This window comes from Micromonospora sp. NPDC051924, from assembly GCF_055586005.1.
The window spans coordinates 95,625-111,266 of sequence record NZ_JBVJJA010000025.1; the positions used below are offsets into that span (position 1 = coordinate 95,625).

At 73.3% G+C, this 15,642-nt stretch carries 17 protein-coding genes; 9 read left to right on the top strand and 8 right to left on the bottom strand.

Going from position 1 to position 15,642, the window contains the following annotated elements:
- Positions 1-413: 413 nt before the first annotated feature.
- The 3 genes from ACZ6S5_RS20770 to ACZ6S5_RS20780 all read left to right on the top strand — a co-directional run bounded on the left by ACZ6S5_RS20770 (position 414) and on the right by ACZ6S5_RS20780 (position 2,792).
- Entirely contained in the window at positions 414-1,334 is a 921-nt protein-coding gene (locus tag ACZ6S5_RS20770) for a proteasome assembly chaperone family protein (protein ID WP_466002736.1), read from the top strand.
- A gap of 220 nt (positions 1,335-1,554) precedes the next feature.
- Positions 1,555-2,352: an exodeoxyribonuclease III gene (locus ACZ6S5_RS20775; RefSeq protein ID WP_466002738.1), complete on the top strand. Its 798-nt coding sequence runs from the start codon at positions 1,555-1,557 to the stop codon at positions 2,350-2,352.
- Positions 2,353-2,471: 119 nt separating this feature from the next.
- Entirely contained in the window at positions 2,472-2,792 is a 321-nt protein-coding gene (locus ACZ6S5_RS20780; RefSeq protein WP_466002739.1) for an antibiotic biosynthesis monooxygenase family protein, read from the top strand.
- Positions 2,793-2,796: 4 nt separating this feature from the next.
- Here the strand turns inward: ACZ6S5_RS20780 and ACZ6S5_RS20785 are convergent, their stop codons facing one another.
- The 3 genes from ACZ6S5_RS20785 to ACZ6S5_RS20795 are packed head-to-tail and all read right to left on the bottom strand — an operon-like array spanning position 2,797 to position 4,519.
- Positions 2,797-3,189, bottom strand: a complete 393-nt coding sequence (locus tag ACZ6S5_RS20785) for a nuclear transport factor 2-like protein (RefSeq protein ID WP_466002741.1) — start codon at positions 3,187-3,189, stop codon at positions 2,797-2,799.
- A 56-nt stretch (positions 3,190-3,245) separates the two neighbouring features.
- Positions 3,246-3,914 (bottom strand): class F sortase, encoded by a 669-nt coding sequence (locus ACZ6S5_RS20790; RefSeq protein WP_466002742.1) that lies wholly within the window; start codon positions 3,912-3,914, stop codon positions 3,246-3,248.
- An 8-nt stretch (positions 3,915-3,922) separates the two neighbouring features.
- Positions 3,923-4,519: a hypothetical protein gene (locus tag ACZ6S5_RS20795; protein WP_466002744.1), complete on the bottom strand. Its 597-nt coding sequence runs from the start codon at positions 4,517-4,519 to the stop codon at positions 3,923-3,925.
- A 183-nt stretch (positions 4,520-4,702) separates the two neighbouring features.
- Between ACZ6S5_RS20795 and trmB the strand changes: the two genes are divergently transcribed.
- Together trmB and ACZ6S5_RS20805 are read left to right on the top strand one after the other, a co-directional pair.
- Positions 4,703-5,407 (top strand): tRNA (guanosine(46)-N7)-methyltransferase TrmB, encoded by a 705-nt coding sequence (gene trmB / locus ACZ6S5_RS20800; protein WP_466002746.1) that lies wholly within the window; start codon positions 4,703-4,705, stop codon positions 5,405-5,407.
- A gap of 47 nt (positions 5,408-5,454) precedes the next feature.
- Positions 5,455-7,959, top strand: coding sequence for a DEAD/DEAH box helicase (locus ACZ6S5_RS20805; RefSeq protein ID WP_466002748.1), 2,505 nt, complete (start codon positions 5,455-5,457; stop codon positions 7,957-7,959).
- 10 nt (positions 7,960-7,969) lie between these two features.
- On the opposite strand, the gene ACZ6S5_RS20810 is transcribed toward ACZ6S5_RS20805, so the two are convergent.
- Positions 7,970-8,257, bottom strand: a complete 288-nt coding sequence (locus ACZ6S5_RS20810) for an ArsR/SmtB family transcription factor (RefSeq protein WP_466002750.1) — start codon at positions 8,255-8,257, stop codon at positions 7,970-7,972.
- Positions 8,258-8,361: 104 nt separating this feature from the next.
- On the opposite strand from ACZ6S5_RS20810, the gene ACZ6S5_RS20815 reads away from it, so the two are divergent.
- Both ACZ6S5_RS20815 and ACZ6S5_RS20820 read left to right on the top strand, forming a co-directional pair.
- Complete coding sequence (locus ACZ6S5_RS20815) at positions 8,362-9,009, top strand: hypothetical protein (protein ID WP_466002752.1); 648 nt, start codon at positions 8,362-8,364, stop codon at positions 9,007-9,009.
- 158 nt (positions 9,010-9,167) lie between these two features.
- Positions 9,168-10,061, top strand: a complete 894-nt coding sequence (locus ACZ6S5_RS20820) for an endonuclease domain-containing protein (protein WP_466002754.1) — start codon at positions 9,168-9,170, stop codon at positions 10,059-10,061.
- Between the two features lie 111 nt (positions 10,062-10,172).
- Here ACZ6S5_RS20820 and ACZ6S5_RS20825 read toward each other — a convergent pair whose 3' ends face one another.
- Genes ACZ6S5_RS20825 through ACZ6S5_RS20840 form a run of 4 tightly spaced genes read right to left on the bottom strand, consistent with a single transcriptional unit; the run spans position 10,173 to position 14,083 of the window.
- Positions 10,173-11,117 carry an ABC transporter substrate-binding protein gene (locus ACZ6S5_RS20825; RefSeq protein WP_466002756.1) on the bottom strand — a complete coding sequence of 315 codons (945 nt, stop codon included), beginning with the start codon at positions 11,115-11,117 and terminating at the stop codon, positions 10,173-10,175.
- A 37-nt stretch (positions 11,118-11,154) separates the two neighbouring features.
- Positions 11,155-11,997 carry an ABC transporter ATP-binding protein gene (locus ACZ6S5_RS20830; RefSeq protein ID WP_466002758.1) on the bottom strand — a complete coding sequence of 281 codons (843 nt, stop codon included), beginning with the start codon at positions 11,995-11,997 and terminating at the stop codon, positions 11,155-11,157.
- Positions 11,994-13,040 carry a FecCD family ABC transporter permease gene (locus ACZ6S5_RS20835; protein ID WP_466002760.1) on the bottom strand — a complete coding sequence of 349 codons (1,047 nt, stop codon included), beginning with the start codon at positions 13,038-13,040 and terminating at the stop codon, positions 11,994-11,996. The genes ACZ6S5_RS20830 and ACZ6S5_RS20835 overlap by 4 nt, the downstream gene beginning before the upstream one ends.
- A complete protein-coding gene (locus ACZ6S5_RS20840; protein ID WP_466002762.1) occupies positions 13,037-14,083 on the bottom strand; it encodes a FecCD family ABC transporter permease in 1,047 nt (348 codons plus the stop codon). Before ACZ6S5_RS20840 ends, ACZ6S5_RS20835 begins: the two co-directional genes overlap by 4 nt.
- A gap of 134 nt (positions 14,084-14,217) precedes the next feature.
- Here ACZ6S5_RS20840 and ACZ6S5_RS20845 point away from each other — a divergent pair, with 134 nt between their 5' ends.
- Together ACZ6S5_RS20845 and ACZ6S5_RS20850 are read left to right on the top strand one after the other, a co-directional pair.
- Positions 14,218-15,150, top strand: coding sequence for a MerR family transcriptional regulator (locus tag ACZ6S5_RS20845; protein WP_466002764.1), 933 nt, complete (start codon positions 14,218-14,220; stop codon positions 15,148-15,150).
- 36 nt (positions 15,151-15,186) lie between these two features.
- Positions 15,187-15,546 carry a YciI family protein gene (locus tag ACZ6S5_RS20850; RefSeq protein ID WP_466002766.1) on the top strand — a complete coding sequence of 120 codons (360 nt, stop codon included), beginning with the start codon at positions 15,187-15,189 and terminating at the stop codon, positions 15,544-15,546.
- The last annotated feature ends 96 nt before the right edge of the window (positions 15,547-15,642 follow it).

The following is a 15,642-nucleotide window of genomic DNA, read 5'->3' on the forward strand; positions in this document are numbered from 1 at the left end:
CGCCCGTCACCCACCGTGATCGTGTGGCCCTCGGCACAATTCGGCCCCGGCAATCCGGACAGCCTCACCCAGCCAGGCCCGACATCCGGCGTTCCTCGCGAAGCGGGCGAACCTCCGGTCCATCCGGAGTCGCACCGGTCCGGGCAGGAACCGGGACACGGTGCGGCGCGATGCCCCAAGGTCCACTAACTCGTCCGTTCGGTGGATTCACCCTTGGGCCCTTCGCCCGAAACCCCGAGCAAGATCAACGTATTCGCCCCGATCTGCACCCCTCCTCGACCGGCTCGCGATCATCCGCCGGCCCCTGAACCGGGCCGTAACGGAATGGACCAGGATGGCCGGTACGTTGGCCCCACGGAGGAGCCGTGCGCGCACGGCCCGCCGCACGCGCGTTTTCAGGGAGGTCTCCACCGGTGCTCGACCCACACGAGCTCTACGAACTCAGCGACGATCTGCCCGAACTCGGCCAACCGGTGCTGATCCAGGCGCTCACCGGCTTCGTCGACGCCGGCAGCGCCACCCGGCTGGCCCGGGAGCAGCTGCTCACCTCCCTGGAGGCGCGGCCCGTCGCCCGGTTCGACGTCGACCAGCTCTTCGACTACCGCTCCCGCCGGCCGGTGATGACCTTCGTCGAGGATCACTGGGCCGACTACGATGCGCCGGCGTTGGAGCTGCACCTGCTGCGCGACGACGACGAGACCGCGTTCCTGCTGCTCACCGGCCCCGAACCGGACCTGCAGTGGGAACGCTTCGTGGCCGCGGTCGCCGCGCTGGCCAAGCGGCTGGACGTCCGGCTCACCGTGGGCCTCAACTCGATCCCGATGGCGGTGCCGCACACCCGGCCCAGCGGGGTCACCGCGCACGCCACCCGGCCCGAGCTGATCGCCGGCTACGAGCCCTGGCTCCAGCGGGTCCAGGTGCCGGGCAGCGTGGGGCACCTGCTGGAGTACCGCCTCGGTGAGCAGGGCCGCGACGCCCTCGGCTTCGCCGCGCACGTGCCGCACTACGTCGCCCAGACCGAATACCCGGCCGCCGCCGAGGCACTGCTCGCCGCGGTGTCCCGCAGCACCGGGCTGCTGCTCCCCCGGGACGGTCTGCGCAGCGCCGCCGAGGTGGTCCGGGTGGAGATCGACCGTCAGGTCGCCCAGACCGAGGAAGCCGCCACCCTGGTGCAGGCCCTGGAGGAGCAGTACGACGCGTTCGCCCGCGGTCGCGGCCAGAAGAACCTGCTCGCCGCCGAGACCGGCCCGCTGCCCACCGCCGACGAACTCGGCGCCGAGCTGGAGCGCTTCCTCGCCGAGCAGACCCGCCCCGGCGACACCCCCGAACGCTGACACGGCCCGCCCACCCGGCCGCCCCGCCCGTACGGCCGCCCGGCGCGGGCGGCCGCGCGCCCCGGGCGGGTGGCGCGGTCGCGGGTTGCGGCATCCCGCGGTTTCCCGCGCCCGCGACACTGCGGGATGCCGCAACCCGAGTGGACCATGGCGTCGGCCGGCCGACGGGGACGGCGCGGCTGACTCGGCGGGCGGGGGCGGGATGCGGCAGGCTGGAGTCATGCGCCTGGCGACCTGGAACGTCAACTCGGTGAAGGCCCGCCTGCCCCGGCTGCTCGACTGGCTGGCCGGTACGAAGCCCGATGTCGTCTGCCTGCAGGAGACCAAGTGCCCCGATGGGGCGTTCCCGGTCGCCGAGGTGGGCGAGCTCGGCTACGAGGCGGCCAGCCACAGCGACGGTCGGTGGAACGGGATCGCCATCCTGTCCCGGGTCGGGCTGGCCGACGTGGCGGTCGGTTTCCCCGGCGAGCCGGGCTTCCCCGAGCCGGAGGCGCGGGCGATCTCCGCCACCTGCGACGGGGTCCGGGTCTGGTCGGTGTACGTGCCGAACGGCCGGGCCCCCGACGACCCGCACTACGCGTACAAGCTGGCCTGGTTCGCGGCGCTGCGCGACGCGCTGGAGCCGGAACTGGCCACCGGGCTGCCCCTGGCGGTCTGCGGGGACTTCAACGTCGCCCCGACCGACGCCGACGTCTGGGACCCGGCGCTCTTCGTCGCCTCCACCCACGTCACCCCGGCCGAGCGGGCGGCGCTGGCCGCGCTGCGCGACCTGGGGCTCAGCGACGTGGTGCCCACCCCGATGAAGGGGCCGCACCCGTTCACCTACTGGGACTACCGGGCCGGCATGTTCCACCAGAACAAGGGCATGCGGATCGACCTGGTGTACGCCTCCGCGCCGTTCGCCCGCGGGGTCCGCTCCGCGTACGTGGACCGGGAGGCGCGCAAGGGCAAGGGCCCGTCGGACCACGCCCCGATCGTGGTCGACGCCGACCTGGTGCCGGCCGTCGAGGGCTTCTGATCGGCGCGCTTTCGCAGGCTCGGCGAGGTCGCGGCGACCGGCGGCCCGGGATGCCGCAACCTCGCCGGGGCGGCGGCGGAACAGCCCGAGCGGGCCGCCGCCTGGTTAGGGTGGGTCGCATGGCAGTCGTGAAGATCAACGCGATCGACGTCCCGCCCGGCGCCGGCGAGGAGCTGGAGAAGCGGTTCGCGGCCCGGGCCGGCGCGGTGGAGAACTCCCCCGGCTTCCTCGGCTTCGAGCTGCTCCGCCCGGTCGCCGGGGAGAGCCGATACTTCGTCTACACGCGCTGGGAGTCCGAGGAGGCGTACCAGGCGTGGGCGCAGGGCCCGTCCCGGGCCGCGCACGCCGGCGGCGAGGGTGGCGAGCCGCGCAAGCCGGTCGCCACCGGGGCCACGCTGCTGGAGTTCGAGGTGGTCCAGCAGGTCCCCGGCAAGGGGTGAACCGTCAGCTGACGGTCAGGGCGTCGGATGCCGGCCACACGCCGGCCGGCGGCATGTCCAACCGCTCTCCGAGCTCGCGCCGCCACTCGGGGGCGGTGAAGGGCTCGCCCCAGTAGTCGGTCACCCGAACCGCCTCGCCGTGGCGCAGCTCGGCGATCGAGACGTTGCGGTAGATCCGGCCGTCGCCGTAGTCGTTGCTCCACTCGACGACCAGGGTGTCGCCGCAGCTGTGCCGCCGCCCGACAGCGAGCCGCAGCCCGACGAAGTGCGACTCGACCTCCGCTATCCGGGCTCTACCCCGGATCAGCTCACCGGACTGGGGCCACTGCCGCACCGCATCCTCGGCGAGCGATACCCCGAGGATGCGCTCAAGTCGCGTGTTCGCGTCGCCACCCACTCCTCGGACCTTACCGACAAACTGCGCCAACCGGGCCGAGATGTTCACGGTTTGCGTCACGGGGTCCGGGTGCCGACCAGGGAGGCGAACGTGATCACGTTGTCCTGGTAGCCGGTCCGCCCGCCGAGCCACTCGCCGCCGCAGGTGATCAGGCGCAGCTCCGGAGGGCCGGAATCGCCGTAGACCCGGTCGGCGGGGAGGTTGGCCTTGTCGAAGTACTCCACGGTGTCGACCTTGAAGGTCACCACGCTCCGGTCCGACCGGGTCACCTCGATCCGGTTCCCTGGCTTGAGCTCGCGCAGCTGGTAGAAGACCGCCGGCCCGCTCTTGGTGTCCACGTGCCCGACGATGATCGCCCGGCCGGGCTCGCCCGGGACTGCGCCGCGGTCGTACCAGCCGGTCTGGTTGTGCTCGGTCAACGGGGGGACGTCCACCGAGCCGTCCCGGGCCTGGCCGACCGGGGTGATCGGGGCGGTCACCTTGATCGCCGGCACGGAGAGGCGCACCGGCCGGCTGGCCGGCGTCCGGACCGGCGCGGGCGCGGCGGCGCGCGGCGTCGCGCCGGTCGACGCGTCGGTCCAGTCGAACGGGCCGACGGTCCGGCCCAGCCCGGCCCCGGTGGCGAAGACGCCGACCAGCACCAGCAGCACGGCGAGCGGCGCCGACCACGGGCTGCGGCCACGGGCTGCCCGGGTGGGCGGCGGGGAGGCGGGGTGCGCGGCCATGGCGGGGCTCAGCGGCGGGCGGCGCCACGGAGGGTACGCGGTCGGCGGGAGGCGGCCACCCCCACGACCGCCCCGGCCAGGGTGAGCGCCAGGCCGACCGGCACCAGCAGCCCGCCCAGCCCGATCCCGCCGGCGGTGCCGCCGAATCCGGTCGCCGGCCCGCGGCTCGGCCGCGGGCTGCCGGTCGGCTGCATCTGCCTGACCACCTGGAGCATGGTCGACGCGGTCTGCCCGCTGGGGCACTCCAACTTGACCCGGTAGTTGCCGGGGCGGGTGCGCTCCTTGACCATCGGCGAGGCGGTGAGCAGCCCGCGCTGCGGCTGCACCTGCACCCGGCCGAACGCGTCGGAGACCATGGTCGCCGGGATCGAGTTGTCCCGGCAGCTGGCGCGGATGCCGACCAGGAAGCCGGGCTCCACGGTGCTCGGGGTGACCTCGGCGAAGATCACGTCCTCGGGCGGCGGCGGCTGGCTATCCCCGGGCGCGGGCTCGGCGGCGGGCAGCGCGACGGGACGCGGGCCGGCCGACGCGGGGACCGCCCCGACCAGCGGGGCGCAGGCGGCGGCCGCGATCAGCAGCGCCGCGCGTCGCGTGACTGACACCATGCCCCCTCCCGGCGCCTGTCGGTCTCCGACAACTCCAGCTCGGCGCGTCTGACACCGCGCGTCGACCTGGAGCCGCCGGTCGGGCGGCGGGCCACCCGTCCTGCCGTTACGGGATGAATCCTCTCACCCCGGGCCGCACATCACATCCGATCCGCACCGCCGGTCGCGTACGCTCGGACCGCTGTGACCTCCACCGACCTGAGCGCCGCCCCGTCGGCCCACGCCGCCCGCATCCGCACCTTCCATCCGCGTCGCGGCCGGATGAGCGACCGGCAGCGCGACGCGCTGGCCCGGCTCTGGCCCGCGTACGGGCTGGAGATCGCCGACCTCGACGGGCCGTTCGATCCGGCGGCGCTGTTCGACCGGCGGGCCCCGCTGGTGTTGGAGATCGGCTCCGGCATGGGCGACGCCACCGCCGCGATGGCGGCGGCCGACCCGGACCGACATTATCTGGCGGTCGAGGTGCACACGCCCGGAATCGCCAACCTGCTGGAGCTGGTCGAACGGCACGGGCTGGGCAACGTCCGGGTGGCCCAGGGCGACGCGCTGGACCTGGTCCGGGCGATGCCGGCCGGCTGCCTGGACGCGGTGCACGTCTTCTTTCCCGACCCGTGGCCGAAGGCCCGCCACCACAAGCGGCGGATCATCCAGCCGGCGCACGTGGCGCTGCTGCGCTCCCGGCTGGCGCCCGGCGGGACGCTGCACTGCGCCACCGACTGGGCCGAGTACGCCGAGTCGATGCGGGAGACGCTGACCGCCGACCCGGAGCTGGTGGACGTGCACGGGGCCTTCGCGCCCCGGCCGGCGCACCGGCCGGTGACCAAGTTCGAGCGGCGCGCGCTGACCGCCGGGCGGGAGATCTTCGACCTGATCCACCGGCGGCGCTGAACCCGGTTGGCGCGGGGGCCCATGATCCAGGCACGATGGGAGCCGCCATGACTCTCACCGCCGCGCTGCCGAAGAGCGCCGACCCCGACACCCTCTACGACGCGTTCGCCGGCTGGGCGTCCGAGCGCGGTCTCGACCTCTACCCCCACCAGGAGGAGGCGGTCATCGAGATCGTCTCCGGCGCGAACGTGATCATGAATACGCCGACCGGCTCCGGCAAGAGCCTGGTGGCGATCGCGGCGCACTTCGCGGCCCTGGCCGACGACCGGACGACGTTCTACACCGCGCCGATCAAGGCGCTGGTCTCGGAGAAGTTCTTCGCGCTCTGCGAGGTCTTCGGCGCGGAGAACGTCGGCATGCTGACCGGGGATGCCAGCGTCAACACGGACGCCCCGATCATCTGCTGCACCGCGGAGATCCTGGCCAACCTGGCGCTGCGCGAGGGCACCCGGGCCGACGTCGGTCAGGTGATCATGGACGAGTTCCACTTCTACGCCGAGCCGGACCGGGGCTGGGCCTGGCAGGTGCCGCTGATCGAGCTGCCGCAGGCGCAGTTCGTCCTGATGTCCGCCACGCTCGGCGACACCACCCGGTTCGTGGACGACCTGACCCGGCGCACCGGGCGGCCGACCGCCGTCGTCCGCTCGGCCGAGCGGCCGGTCCCGCTCCTCTTCTCGTACGCGATGACCCCGCTGCACGAGACCCTCGAGGAGCTGCTGGAGACCAAGCAGGCCCCGGTGTACGTCGTGCACTTCACCCAGGCCGCCGCGCTGGAACGGGCCCAGGCGCTGATGAGCGTGAACGTCTGCACCCGGGCCGAGAAGGACATGATCGCCCAGGCGATCGGCAACTTCCGGTTCACCTCCGGCTTCGGCAAGACGCTGTCCCGGCTGGTCCGGCACGGCATCGGCGTGCACCACGCCGGCATGCTGCCCAAGTACCGCCGCCTCGTCGAGACCCTGGCCCAGGCCGGCCTGCTCAAGGTCATCTGCGGCACCGACACCCTCGGCGTCGGCATCAACGTGCCGATCCGCACCGTGCTCTTCACCGGCCTGTCGAAGTTCGACGGCACGCGTACCCGGCAGCTCAAGGCCCGCGAGTTCCACCAGATCGCCGGCCGGGCCGGGCGGGCCGGCTTCGACACCCTCGGCCGGGTCGTGGTGCAGGCCCCCGAGCACGTCATCGAGAACGAGAAGGCCCTCGCCAAGGCGGGCGACGACCCGAAGAAGCGCCGCAAGGTGGTGAAGAAGAAGCCGCCGGAGGGCTCGATCGGCTGGGGCGAACCGACGTTCCAGCGCCTCGTCGAGGCCGAGCCGGAACCGCTGACCTCCAGCTTCCAGGTCAGCCACTCGATGCTGCTCAACGTGATCGGCCGCCCCGGCGACGCGTTCGCCTCGATGCGGCACCTGCTCACCGACAATCACGAGGACCGGGCCGCCCAACGCCGGCACATCCGGCGGGCCATCGCCATCTATCGGGCGCTGCGGGCCGGCGGCGTGGTCGAGGAGCTGCCCGAGCCGGACGAGCAGGGCCGGCGGGTCCGGCTCACCGTCGACCTCCAGCTCGACTTCGCGCTCAACCAGCCACTGTCGCCGCTCGCCCTGGCCACCATCGAGCTGCTCGACCGGGAGTCCCCGGCCTACGCGCTGGACGTGCTCTCGGTGATCGAGTCGATCCTGGACGACCCGCGCCAGGTGCTCTCCGCGCAGCAGTTCAAGGCCCGCGGCGAGGCGGTCGCCGCGATGAAGGCCGAGGGCATCGAGTACGAGGCCCGCCTCGAACTGCTCGACGAGGTGACCTGGCCCAAGCCCCTCGCGGAGCTGCTGGAGTCCGCGTACGAGATGTACCGGCAGGGCCACCCCTGGGTCGCCGACCACCAGCTCTCCCCCAAGTCCGTGGTCCGGGACATGTACGAGCGGGCCATGACCTTCCCCGAGTACGTGCAGTTCTACGGCCTGTCCCGATCCGAGGGCCTGGTGCTGCGCTACCTCGCGGACGCGTACAAGACGCTGCGGCAGACCGTCCCCGAGGACGCCAAGACCGAGGAACTGGTCGACCTCATCGAGTGGCTGGGCGAACTGGTCCGCCAGGTCGACTCCAGCCTCATCGACGAGTGGGAGCGGCTGCGCAATCCCTCCGACGTCGAGGCGGTCGCCGCTTCCCTGGACGACCGGCCGCCGGCGGTCACCCGCAACGCCCGGGCGTTCCGGGTGCTGGTCCGCAACGCCCTCTTCCGCCGGGTCGAACTGGCTGCCCTGCGCCGCTGGGACCTCCTCGGGGAGCTGGACGCCGGGGACGGCTGGGACGCCGACGCGTGGGCGGACGCGCTGGAGCCGTACTTCGAGGCGTACCCCGAGATCGGGGTGGGTCCGGACGCGCGCGGGCCGGCGCTGCTCATGATCGAGCAGGGCCGGGAGCGGTGGACCGTACGCCAGATCCTGGACGACCCGGAGGGCGACCACGACTGGGGCATCAGCGCCGAGGTCGACCTCGCCGCCTCTGACGAGACGGGGGCCGCGGTCGTTCGGATCATCGACGTCGGACAGCTGTAGGGGCGTTCGGTCACTGGCCGGCCAACTGATCGCCCAAGGGGCTGCGGCGGTAGAGCACGTGCCGTCCGTCCCGGGTGCGGGTGATCAGTCCCGTCGCGTGCAGCACCTTCAGGTGTTGGGACACGGCGCTGGGCGTCACCGCCAGCCGGCGGGCGATCTCCGCAGATGGCGTCGCGGAGCCGGCGGACGCGGCGGCAGCGCGGGCTCCTGGCTCGGGGTCCGGGCATACGCCCACTTCGGCTGGCCGGGGGTGTGCGGCCTCCTCGCGTCGCTCGCCGGTGTGGCGCTGACCCGGCACCTGGCGGCGACCACCCTCGGCAATCCCTCCCGACCCCTGGGCGATGTCAGACCTGTCGATTAGAATGTATGTACTAATCGAGCTGTTGACCTGGGAGGATGCTCGTGAACGCGCCCACCTCCACCACCCCGCTCACCCCCTACGCCACGCTCCTCGGGTTCACCAGGTACGTCGACCGCACCGGGCCGACGAAGGCCACCTTCGTCGGGGGCCTGCGCAAGCAGCGGGCGAGCCGGCACGGGTTCAACCCGCACGGCCAGTTCGTCAAGGCGCTCAAGGCCGACATCGCCTTCCACACCGGTGGCACCCACCTGGCCCAGGTCGCCGACCTGGTCAAGCCGCGCTGGCGCCCGCTCTACGAGGCACTCGTCCCGGGCGCGACGACCTGGCTGCACTCACTCGGCGAGCCGATGGGCGTCGACCTGGCCCAGACCCGCGACGCCCTCGCCATGCTGGGCGACCTCCCCGTCAAGATCAATCCGCACTTCGGCGTCCGGTACGCCGACGGCCACGCCGAGGCCGTCCGGCTGCACTTCGACGAGGCGCCGCCGAGCGAGGAGGCCACCCTGGCGACGCTGCACCTGATGGCCCGGCACATGGACGCCGTCCTTCCACACGCCGAGCCGGTCCTGGTCGACGTCCGCCGCGGCGAGTCCCACCGCATGCCGACGGACACCAAGCCCGACCGGGTCGAGCAGTGGCTGGCCGGCGAAGCCGCCGCCTTCCGCGCCATCTGGTCCACCGCCGCCTAACCCCCCACCCCCACCCTCAAGGTCCGCGCAACTTCGGGGAAGTTGCCGCCTCCCATCTCCTGGAGGCGCCACTTTCCCTGAAGTTGCGCGGATCTTGTCGTCTCGAGGGTTATCCACAGGGGGTGGTGGGAGGGGCCACGGATGGCGAGGGTGAAGGGGTGGGTGTTGTTCCTCGGCGGCTGTCGGCGTTGCGCGGGCGCGTTTTCCGTGGCTCGGAAGCGGTGGCGAGCGGAGTGCTGAGCCGGACCGAGCTGCGCAGTCGTGCATGGCGACCGCTGTTCAAGGACGTCTACGCGGATGCGCAACTGACCATTTCGCACCCCGTGCGCTGCGCCGCGGCGAGCCGGTGGATCCTGCCGGCCGGCGCGGCGATCGCGGGGCGGAGCGCGGCCGCTCTCTTCGGGGCCGGAGCCGTCCGCCTCGACGAGCCGATCGACGTGCTGGTGCCGGCCGGCCAGCGCTTCGGACCCGTCCGCGGCTTTGTGGCGCACAGCGCAAACCTTGCGGAGCAGGACCTGCTCAGGCGAGCCGGCCAGCTGATCACCACCCCTTGCCGAACCAGTTGGGATCTGGCCCAGTGGCTCCCCGTCGAGGAATCGGTGCCGGTTGTCGACGGCCTCCTACGACGACGACTGGTCACCACCGACGAGTTGCGAGAACTCGCCCGGGCGCGGTCGGGAACAAAGGGATGGAAGCGGATGCGACGCGTCGCGGACCTCGCCGACGGCGGGGCGGAGTCACCGCAGGAGTCCCGGCTGCGGGTACGACTGGTGCTGGCCGGTCTACCCAGGCCCGTCACCCAGTTCGTGATCGAACGGGACGGCCGGTTCGTCGCCCGGGTCGACATCGCCTGGCCGCAGTGGAAGATCGCAATCGAATACGACGGCCTCTGGCATCACGACGACGAGCAGTTCCATCGCGACCGGCAACGCCTCAACCGCCTGCTGGGCGAGGACTGGCTGGTCCTTCACCTGACCGCGAAAAGCTTCAAGGACGACTTCCCCGTTTTCCTCGCCGAGGTCCGCCGTGCCATCCGCACCCGCGCCCGCTGAACCGGCCCCAGACCCACGCATCTTCACGGAAAATGCTGCCTCCCGACGACGCGAGGCAGCATTTTCACCGAAGTTGCGCGGTTCCGGGTGGGTGGGTGGGGGCGGCTTGCGTCAGGCGGAGAGGTACTTTTCGAGGTCGTCGAGGATCTTGTTGGCGGCGGTGACGCCGATGCCGGTCATCCAGGTCTCGTCGGAGACCACGTGCGCCTTGCCGGCCTTGACCGCGGACAGGCCCTGCCAGAGGGTGCCCCCGGTCACCTTGGCCTGCTCGGTGGCGGCCTTCTCGCCGTACGCGGTCACGAAGATGACGTCCCCGTCGACCTCGTCGACCCGCTCGGGGCTGACCAGGTCGAACCGCTTGTCCTCCTTGCCGTCGAGGCGCTGCCGCTCGGGGCGACCCAGCCCGGTGTCCCCGACCACGATGCCGGAGAACGACTCGGGGCCGTACACCCGGATGTTGCCAGGGATGAAGCGCACGATGGAGATCTTCCGCGATGCGGCGTCGCCCAGCGAAGCGCCGAACTCCTTGGCCCGCTTCTCGTACGCGGCGAGCAGGTCATGGGCCTGCTGCTCGCGACCCAGGGCCTTGCCGTCGAGGAGGAAGTTCTCCTTCCAGGTGACGCCCACCTTCTCGGTGAACACGGTCGGCGCGATGGCGGACAGCTCGTCGTAGAACTTCTCCTGGCGGAACTTGCTGCCCAGGATGAGGTCCGGCTTGAGCGCGGTGATCGCCTCCAGGTCGGGCTCGGTGAGCACGCCGACCTCCTTGATGCCGGTGAGCTTCTCCGCGCCGAAGTAGGTCGGCCAGCTCTTCGCCTCGCCGGCGGTCGCCGCGCCGACCGGCGTGACGCCCAGCGACAGCGCGGTGTCGATCTTGTCGGTGTCGAGCACCACCACGCGCTTCGGCTCGGCGGGCACCTTGGTGGTGCCCATGGCGTGGGTGATCTCCCGGGTCTGGCCGGTGGCCGTACCGGCAACGGGATCGCTCTCCCCGCAGGCGGTGAGGCCGACGCCGAGGGCGAGGGCCGCGGTGAGAGCGGCGGCGAGTCGACGCATCAGGTTCCTTTCGTTCAGGTACGAAGTCGGCGCCCGCTCAGGCGTCGCCGACGGAGGAGCCGGCCGGGGCCGGCACGGCGGCCGGTGCGGCCGCGGTCTGGGTGAGTGCGGGGACCACCAGCGGGGCGCCGGTGACCGGGCAGGGCACGACCACGCAATCGAGCCCGAAGACGTCCCGTACCAGGTCGGCGGTGAGGATCTCGCGGGGCGGGCCGGCGGCGACCACCGCGCCGTCGCGCATGGCGACCAGGTGGTCGGCGTACCGGGCGGCCTGGTTGAGGTCGTGCAGCACGGCGACCACGGTCCGGCCGCGCTCGGTGCGCAGCCGGTGCAGCAGATCGAGGACCTCGACCTGGTGGGCCAGGTCGAGGAAGGTGGTGGGCTCGTCCAGCAGCAGCGCCTCGGTGTCCTGGGCGAGGGTCATCGCGATCCAGACCCGCTGGCGCTGGCCGCCGGAGAGGGTGTCCACCGACCGGTCGGCGAGCCCGGCGACGTCGGCCAGGGTCATGGCCTCCTCGACGGCCCGGCCGTCCGCTGCGGACCACTGCCGCCACCAGCGCTGGTACGGCTGCCGGCCCCGGCCGACCAGGTCCGCCACGGTGATCCCCTCGGGCACCAGCGGGCTCTGCGGCAGCACGCCGAGGCGCTGGGCCACCTCGCGGGTGGGCAGGTCGCGGATCGCCGTACCGTCGAGCAGCACGGCGCCGTGGCGGGGCGTGAGCAGCCGGGCCATGGTCCGCAGCAGGGTGGACTTGCCGCAGGCGTTCGGCCCGACGATGACGGTGAACGCGTCGGCGGGCAGGTCGAGGTCGAGCCCGTCCAGGACGGTCCGGCCCTCGTAGCCGACGACCAGGTCGCGGGTGGACAGCAACGCGGTCACGACCGCCTCCCTCGGGTCCGCAGCAGCAGGAACATCAGGTACGGGCCGCCGATGGCGGCGGTGAGTACGCCGGCCGGCAGCTGGGTGGGGGCGAGCAGGCGCCGGCCGGCGAGGTCGGCCAGCACCAGCAGCAGCGCCCCGAGCAGGGCCGCGCAGAGCAGCGGGGGCCGTTCGGCGCGGACCAGTCGGCGGGCCACCTGCGGCGCGACCAGGGCGACGAAGTCCACCGCACCCACCTGGGCGGTGACCGTGGCGGCGACGAGCACACCGGCGCCGGCCAGGCCGATCCGCCGAGCCACCGGGCGCAGTCCGATGCCCCGGGCGGTGTCGTCGTCGAGGGCGGCGCTGTGCAGCGCCCAGCCGGCCCAGAGCAGCACCGGCAGCAGGACGGCGAGGGTGGCGGCGATCCAGGCCGCCTCGGTCCAGCCCTTGCCCGCCAGGGTGCCGATCAGCCAGACCTGGGCGCGCAGCCCGTCGATCGGGTCGGCGGCGAGCATGGCGACCTCGGTGAGCGCCCGGAACGCGAAGGCCACCGCCACGCCGGCCAGTACGAAGCGTTGCGCGGCCAGGCCGTGCCGGGCCCCGAGGGCGAACACCAGCACGGCGGCGAGCAGCCCGCCGAGCAGGGCGGCCGGGGCGACCAGGAACGCCGCCGCGCCGCCGGTGAGCGCCACCGTGGCGGCCAGTCCGGCGCCCTGGGTGACGCCGATGACGTCGGGGCTGGCCAGCGGGTTGCGCGCCACGCTCTGGATCAGGGTGCCGGCCACGCCGAACGCCGCGCCGGCCAGCGCCGCGAGCACCGCGCGGGGCAGTCGCAGGTGCCGCACCACCAGGTCGTACGGGGTGCCGGCACCGGAGAGCGCGCGCACCACGTCGGCCGGGGCGACGTACGGGGTGCCGAGGGAGAGGCTGAGCACGACGGCGGCGGCGAGGAGCACGAGCAGGACGGCGGCGACCAGCACCGGCCGGCGGCGGACCCGGACGGTGACCGGCCCGAGCCGCAGCAGCGACCCCCCGGGCAGGGTGACGGTCGGCGCAGTCATGCGGTCACCACCCGGGCGCGGCGGACCAGGAAGGCGAGCAGCGGGGCGCCGATCAGCGCGGTGATGATGCCGGCGGGGACCTCCCCGGGTGGCGCGACGAGCCGGCCGACGATGTCGGCGGAGAGCAGCAGCGCCGGCCCGAGCAGCCCGGCGACCAGCAGGGTCCACCGGTGGTCGGCGCCGACCAGGGCCCGGGCCAGGTGCGGCACGGCCAGCCCGACGAAGGCGATCGGCCCGGCGGCGGCGACGGCGGCGCCGGTGAGCAGCACGGCGGCGACACCCGCGCCGAGGCGGACCAGCGCGGTGCGGTGGCCCAGGCCGGTGGCGACGTCGTCGCCGAGGGCGAGCGCGTCGAGGCCTCGGGCGACCAGCACGGCCAGCACGGTGCCGGCGAGGACGAACGGGAGCACCTGCCCGGCGACGCCGACGTCCCGGCCGGTGAGCCCGCCGACCACCCAGAAGCGGTACTCCTCGAAGGTGCGGGCGTCGATGCTGAGCAGCGCGTACACGATGGCGCCGAGACTGGCGTCGAGGGCCGCGCCGACCAACGCGAGGGTGACCGGGCTGGCGCCCTCGCGGGTGCGGTTGGCCACGGCGAAGACCAGCAGGCCGGCGAGCAGCGCGCCGGCGACACCGAACCAGACGTATCCGGTGAGGGTGCCGACGCCGAAGACGGCGATGGCCAGCACCACTCCGCACGACGCGCCGGCACTGACGCCGAGAATGCGTGGCTCGGCGAGGGGGTTGCGGGTGACGGCCTGGAAGAGCACCCCGGCGAGGGCGAGGGCGAGCCCGACGACCAGCCCCAGCGCGGTACGCGGCAGCCGCAGCTCCCGGACCACCGTGCTGGCCTGGCCGCCGTCCGGGGCGGTGAGCGCCCCCCACACCTCCCCGAGGGCGAACGGACGGCTGCCGAGCGCCAGGCTGGCCAGCAGGACGGCGACGAGCAGCAGCGCCGCCGCCAGGACGACCGCGAGGCGGCGGCCGGCGGCTCGGCGGCTCGGCGTGCCGGCCCGCTCGGGCCGGACGGCGACGGTGGTCAACGGGTCTCCCGTCCCTTTGTTTAGGTTCGCCTTACCTTAGCGGAGCAGGTTAGGCATACCTAACTCGGGCTCGTCGATCTTTCGGCGCGCCGGCGACTTGCACCTCCCCCTGGTGGAGGAGCGAGGGTGAGGGCATGAACGGCGAGCCCCGCTACTCGATCGGCGACCTGGCCCGGCGGACCGGGCTGACGGTCAAGACCATCCGGTTCTGGTCCGACCGCGGCCTCGTGCCGCCGACCGATCGCGGTCCGACCGGCCGGCGCCGCTACGGAGTCGAGGCCGTCGCCCGCCTGGACCTGGTCCGCACCCTCCGCGACCTGGGCCTGGACCTGGCCACGATCCGCCGGGTGGTGGACCGGGAGGTCCCGCTCGCCGAGGTCGCGGCAGCGCACGCCGAGGCACTGGCGACGCAGATCCGGGTGCTGCGGCTGCGCCGCGCCGTGCTGACCGCCGTTGCCCGGCGCGGGTCCACCCCCGAGGAGATGGAGCTCATGCACAGACTGGCCCGGCTCTCCGACGACGAGCGTCGGCGGATGATCGACGAGTTCCTCGACGCCGCCTTCACCGGCCTGGACGCCGACGCCGGGTTCGTCGGGATCCGGCGGTCGCTGACCCCCGAACTGCCCGAGAACGCCGAGGTCCAGCAGGTCGAAGCGTGGGTGGAGCTGGCCGAGTTGTCCCGGGACCCGGAGTTCCGCGCCGGCCTGCGGCGGATGGCGGAGCAGCACGCGGCGGACCGGGCCGGCCACACGCGCGTCCACCCCGACGCGGTCGCGATCGCCCGGGACCAGGTCGAACCGGCCCTGGCCGCCGGTGTGGACCCGCTCTCCCCCGCCGCCGACCCGGCCGTCGCCACGGTCACCGCCCGGTACGCTCGGCTCTGCGGCCGCCCCGACGATGCCGACCTGCGGCGGCGGCTGCTGACCCGGCTCGAATCCGCGAACGACCCGCGCCGGGAGCGGTACCTGCACCTGCTCTCCGTGGTCAACGGCTGGTCGAGGGGCGAAAGCCTGGCCCCGGTGCTCGACTGGTCGATCCGCGCGCTACGGGCCCGGACCGCCGAGTAGCCCGGTTCCACCCGGTTCGCGCCCTACGCTGGCAGCATGCGATTCGACCAGCACACCGTGGTCCTCCTGGTGCGTCCGGACGACCCGCCCGAGCTGCCCCGGGACGCGGCCGACCGGTTGCGGGACGCGCACCTGGCCCACCAGGCCGGGCTGGTGGAACAGGGAGCCGTCCTGGCGGCCGGCCCGCTCCTCGGCGGCGACGACCCGACCGTGCGCGGCTTCGCCGTGCTCTCGGTGGACCCGCAGATGGCTCGCGAGCTGTACGCCAACGACCCCGCGGTGAGCTCCGGGCAGCTGGTCGCCCGGGTGATGAGCTGGATGGTGCCGGAGGGCGTGCTCCGCTTCGAGGAGGTCCCGGTGCCCACCTCCATGCTGGAGATGGCCGCCGGGGACTAGCCCCAACGCCGTTCAGTTAGGCGTGGGAGAGGCCGGTCAAGGGTGTGTTGATCAGAGAGTGAGAAGCGGAGTTCCGGTATCAAGGTTTGTCACTCC

Coding starts and splice junctions, on each gene's coding strand:
- ACZ6S5_RS20825 (WP_466002756.1), bottom strand. CDS start 11,117: ATGCGTCGACTCGCCGCCGCTCTCACCGCGGCCCTCGCCCTCGGCGTC.
- ACZ6S5_RS20835 (WP_466002760.1), bottom strand. CDS start 13,040: ATGACTGCGCCGACCGTCACCCTGCCCGGGGGGTCGCTGCTGCGGCTC.
- ACZ6S5_RS20795 (WP_466002744.1), bottom strand. CDS start 4,519: ATGGTGTCAGTCACGCGACGCGCGGCGCTGCTGATCGCGGCCGCCGCC.
- ACZ6S5_RS20790 (WP_466002742.1), bottom strand. CDS start 3,914: ATGGCCGCGCACCCCGCCTCCCCGCCGCCCACCCGGGCAGCCCGTGGC.
- ACZ6S5_RS20775 (WP_466002738.1), top strand. CDS start 1,555: ATGCGCCTGGCGACCTGGAACGTCAACTCGGTGAAGGCCCGCCTGCCC.
- ACZ6S5_RS20805 (WP_466002748.1), top strand. CDS start 5,455: ATGACTCTCACCGCCGCGCTGCCGAAGAGCGCCGACCCCGACACCCTC.
- ACZ6S5_RS20850 (WP_466002766.1), top strand. CDS start 15,187: ATGCGATTCGACCAGCACACCGTGGTCCTCCTGGTGCGTCCGGACGAC.
- ACZ6S5_RS20845 (WP_466002764.1), top strand. CDS start 14,218: ATGAACGGCGAGCCCCGCTACTCGATCGGCGACCTGGCCCGGCGGACC.
- ACZ6S5_RS20780 (WP_466002739.1), top strand. CDS start 2,472: ATGGCAGTCGTGAAGATCAACGCGATCGACGTCCCGCCCGGCGCCGGC.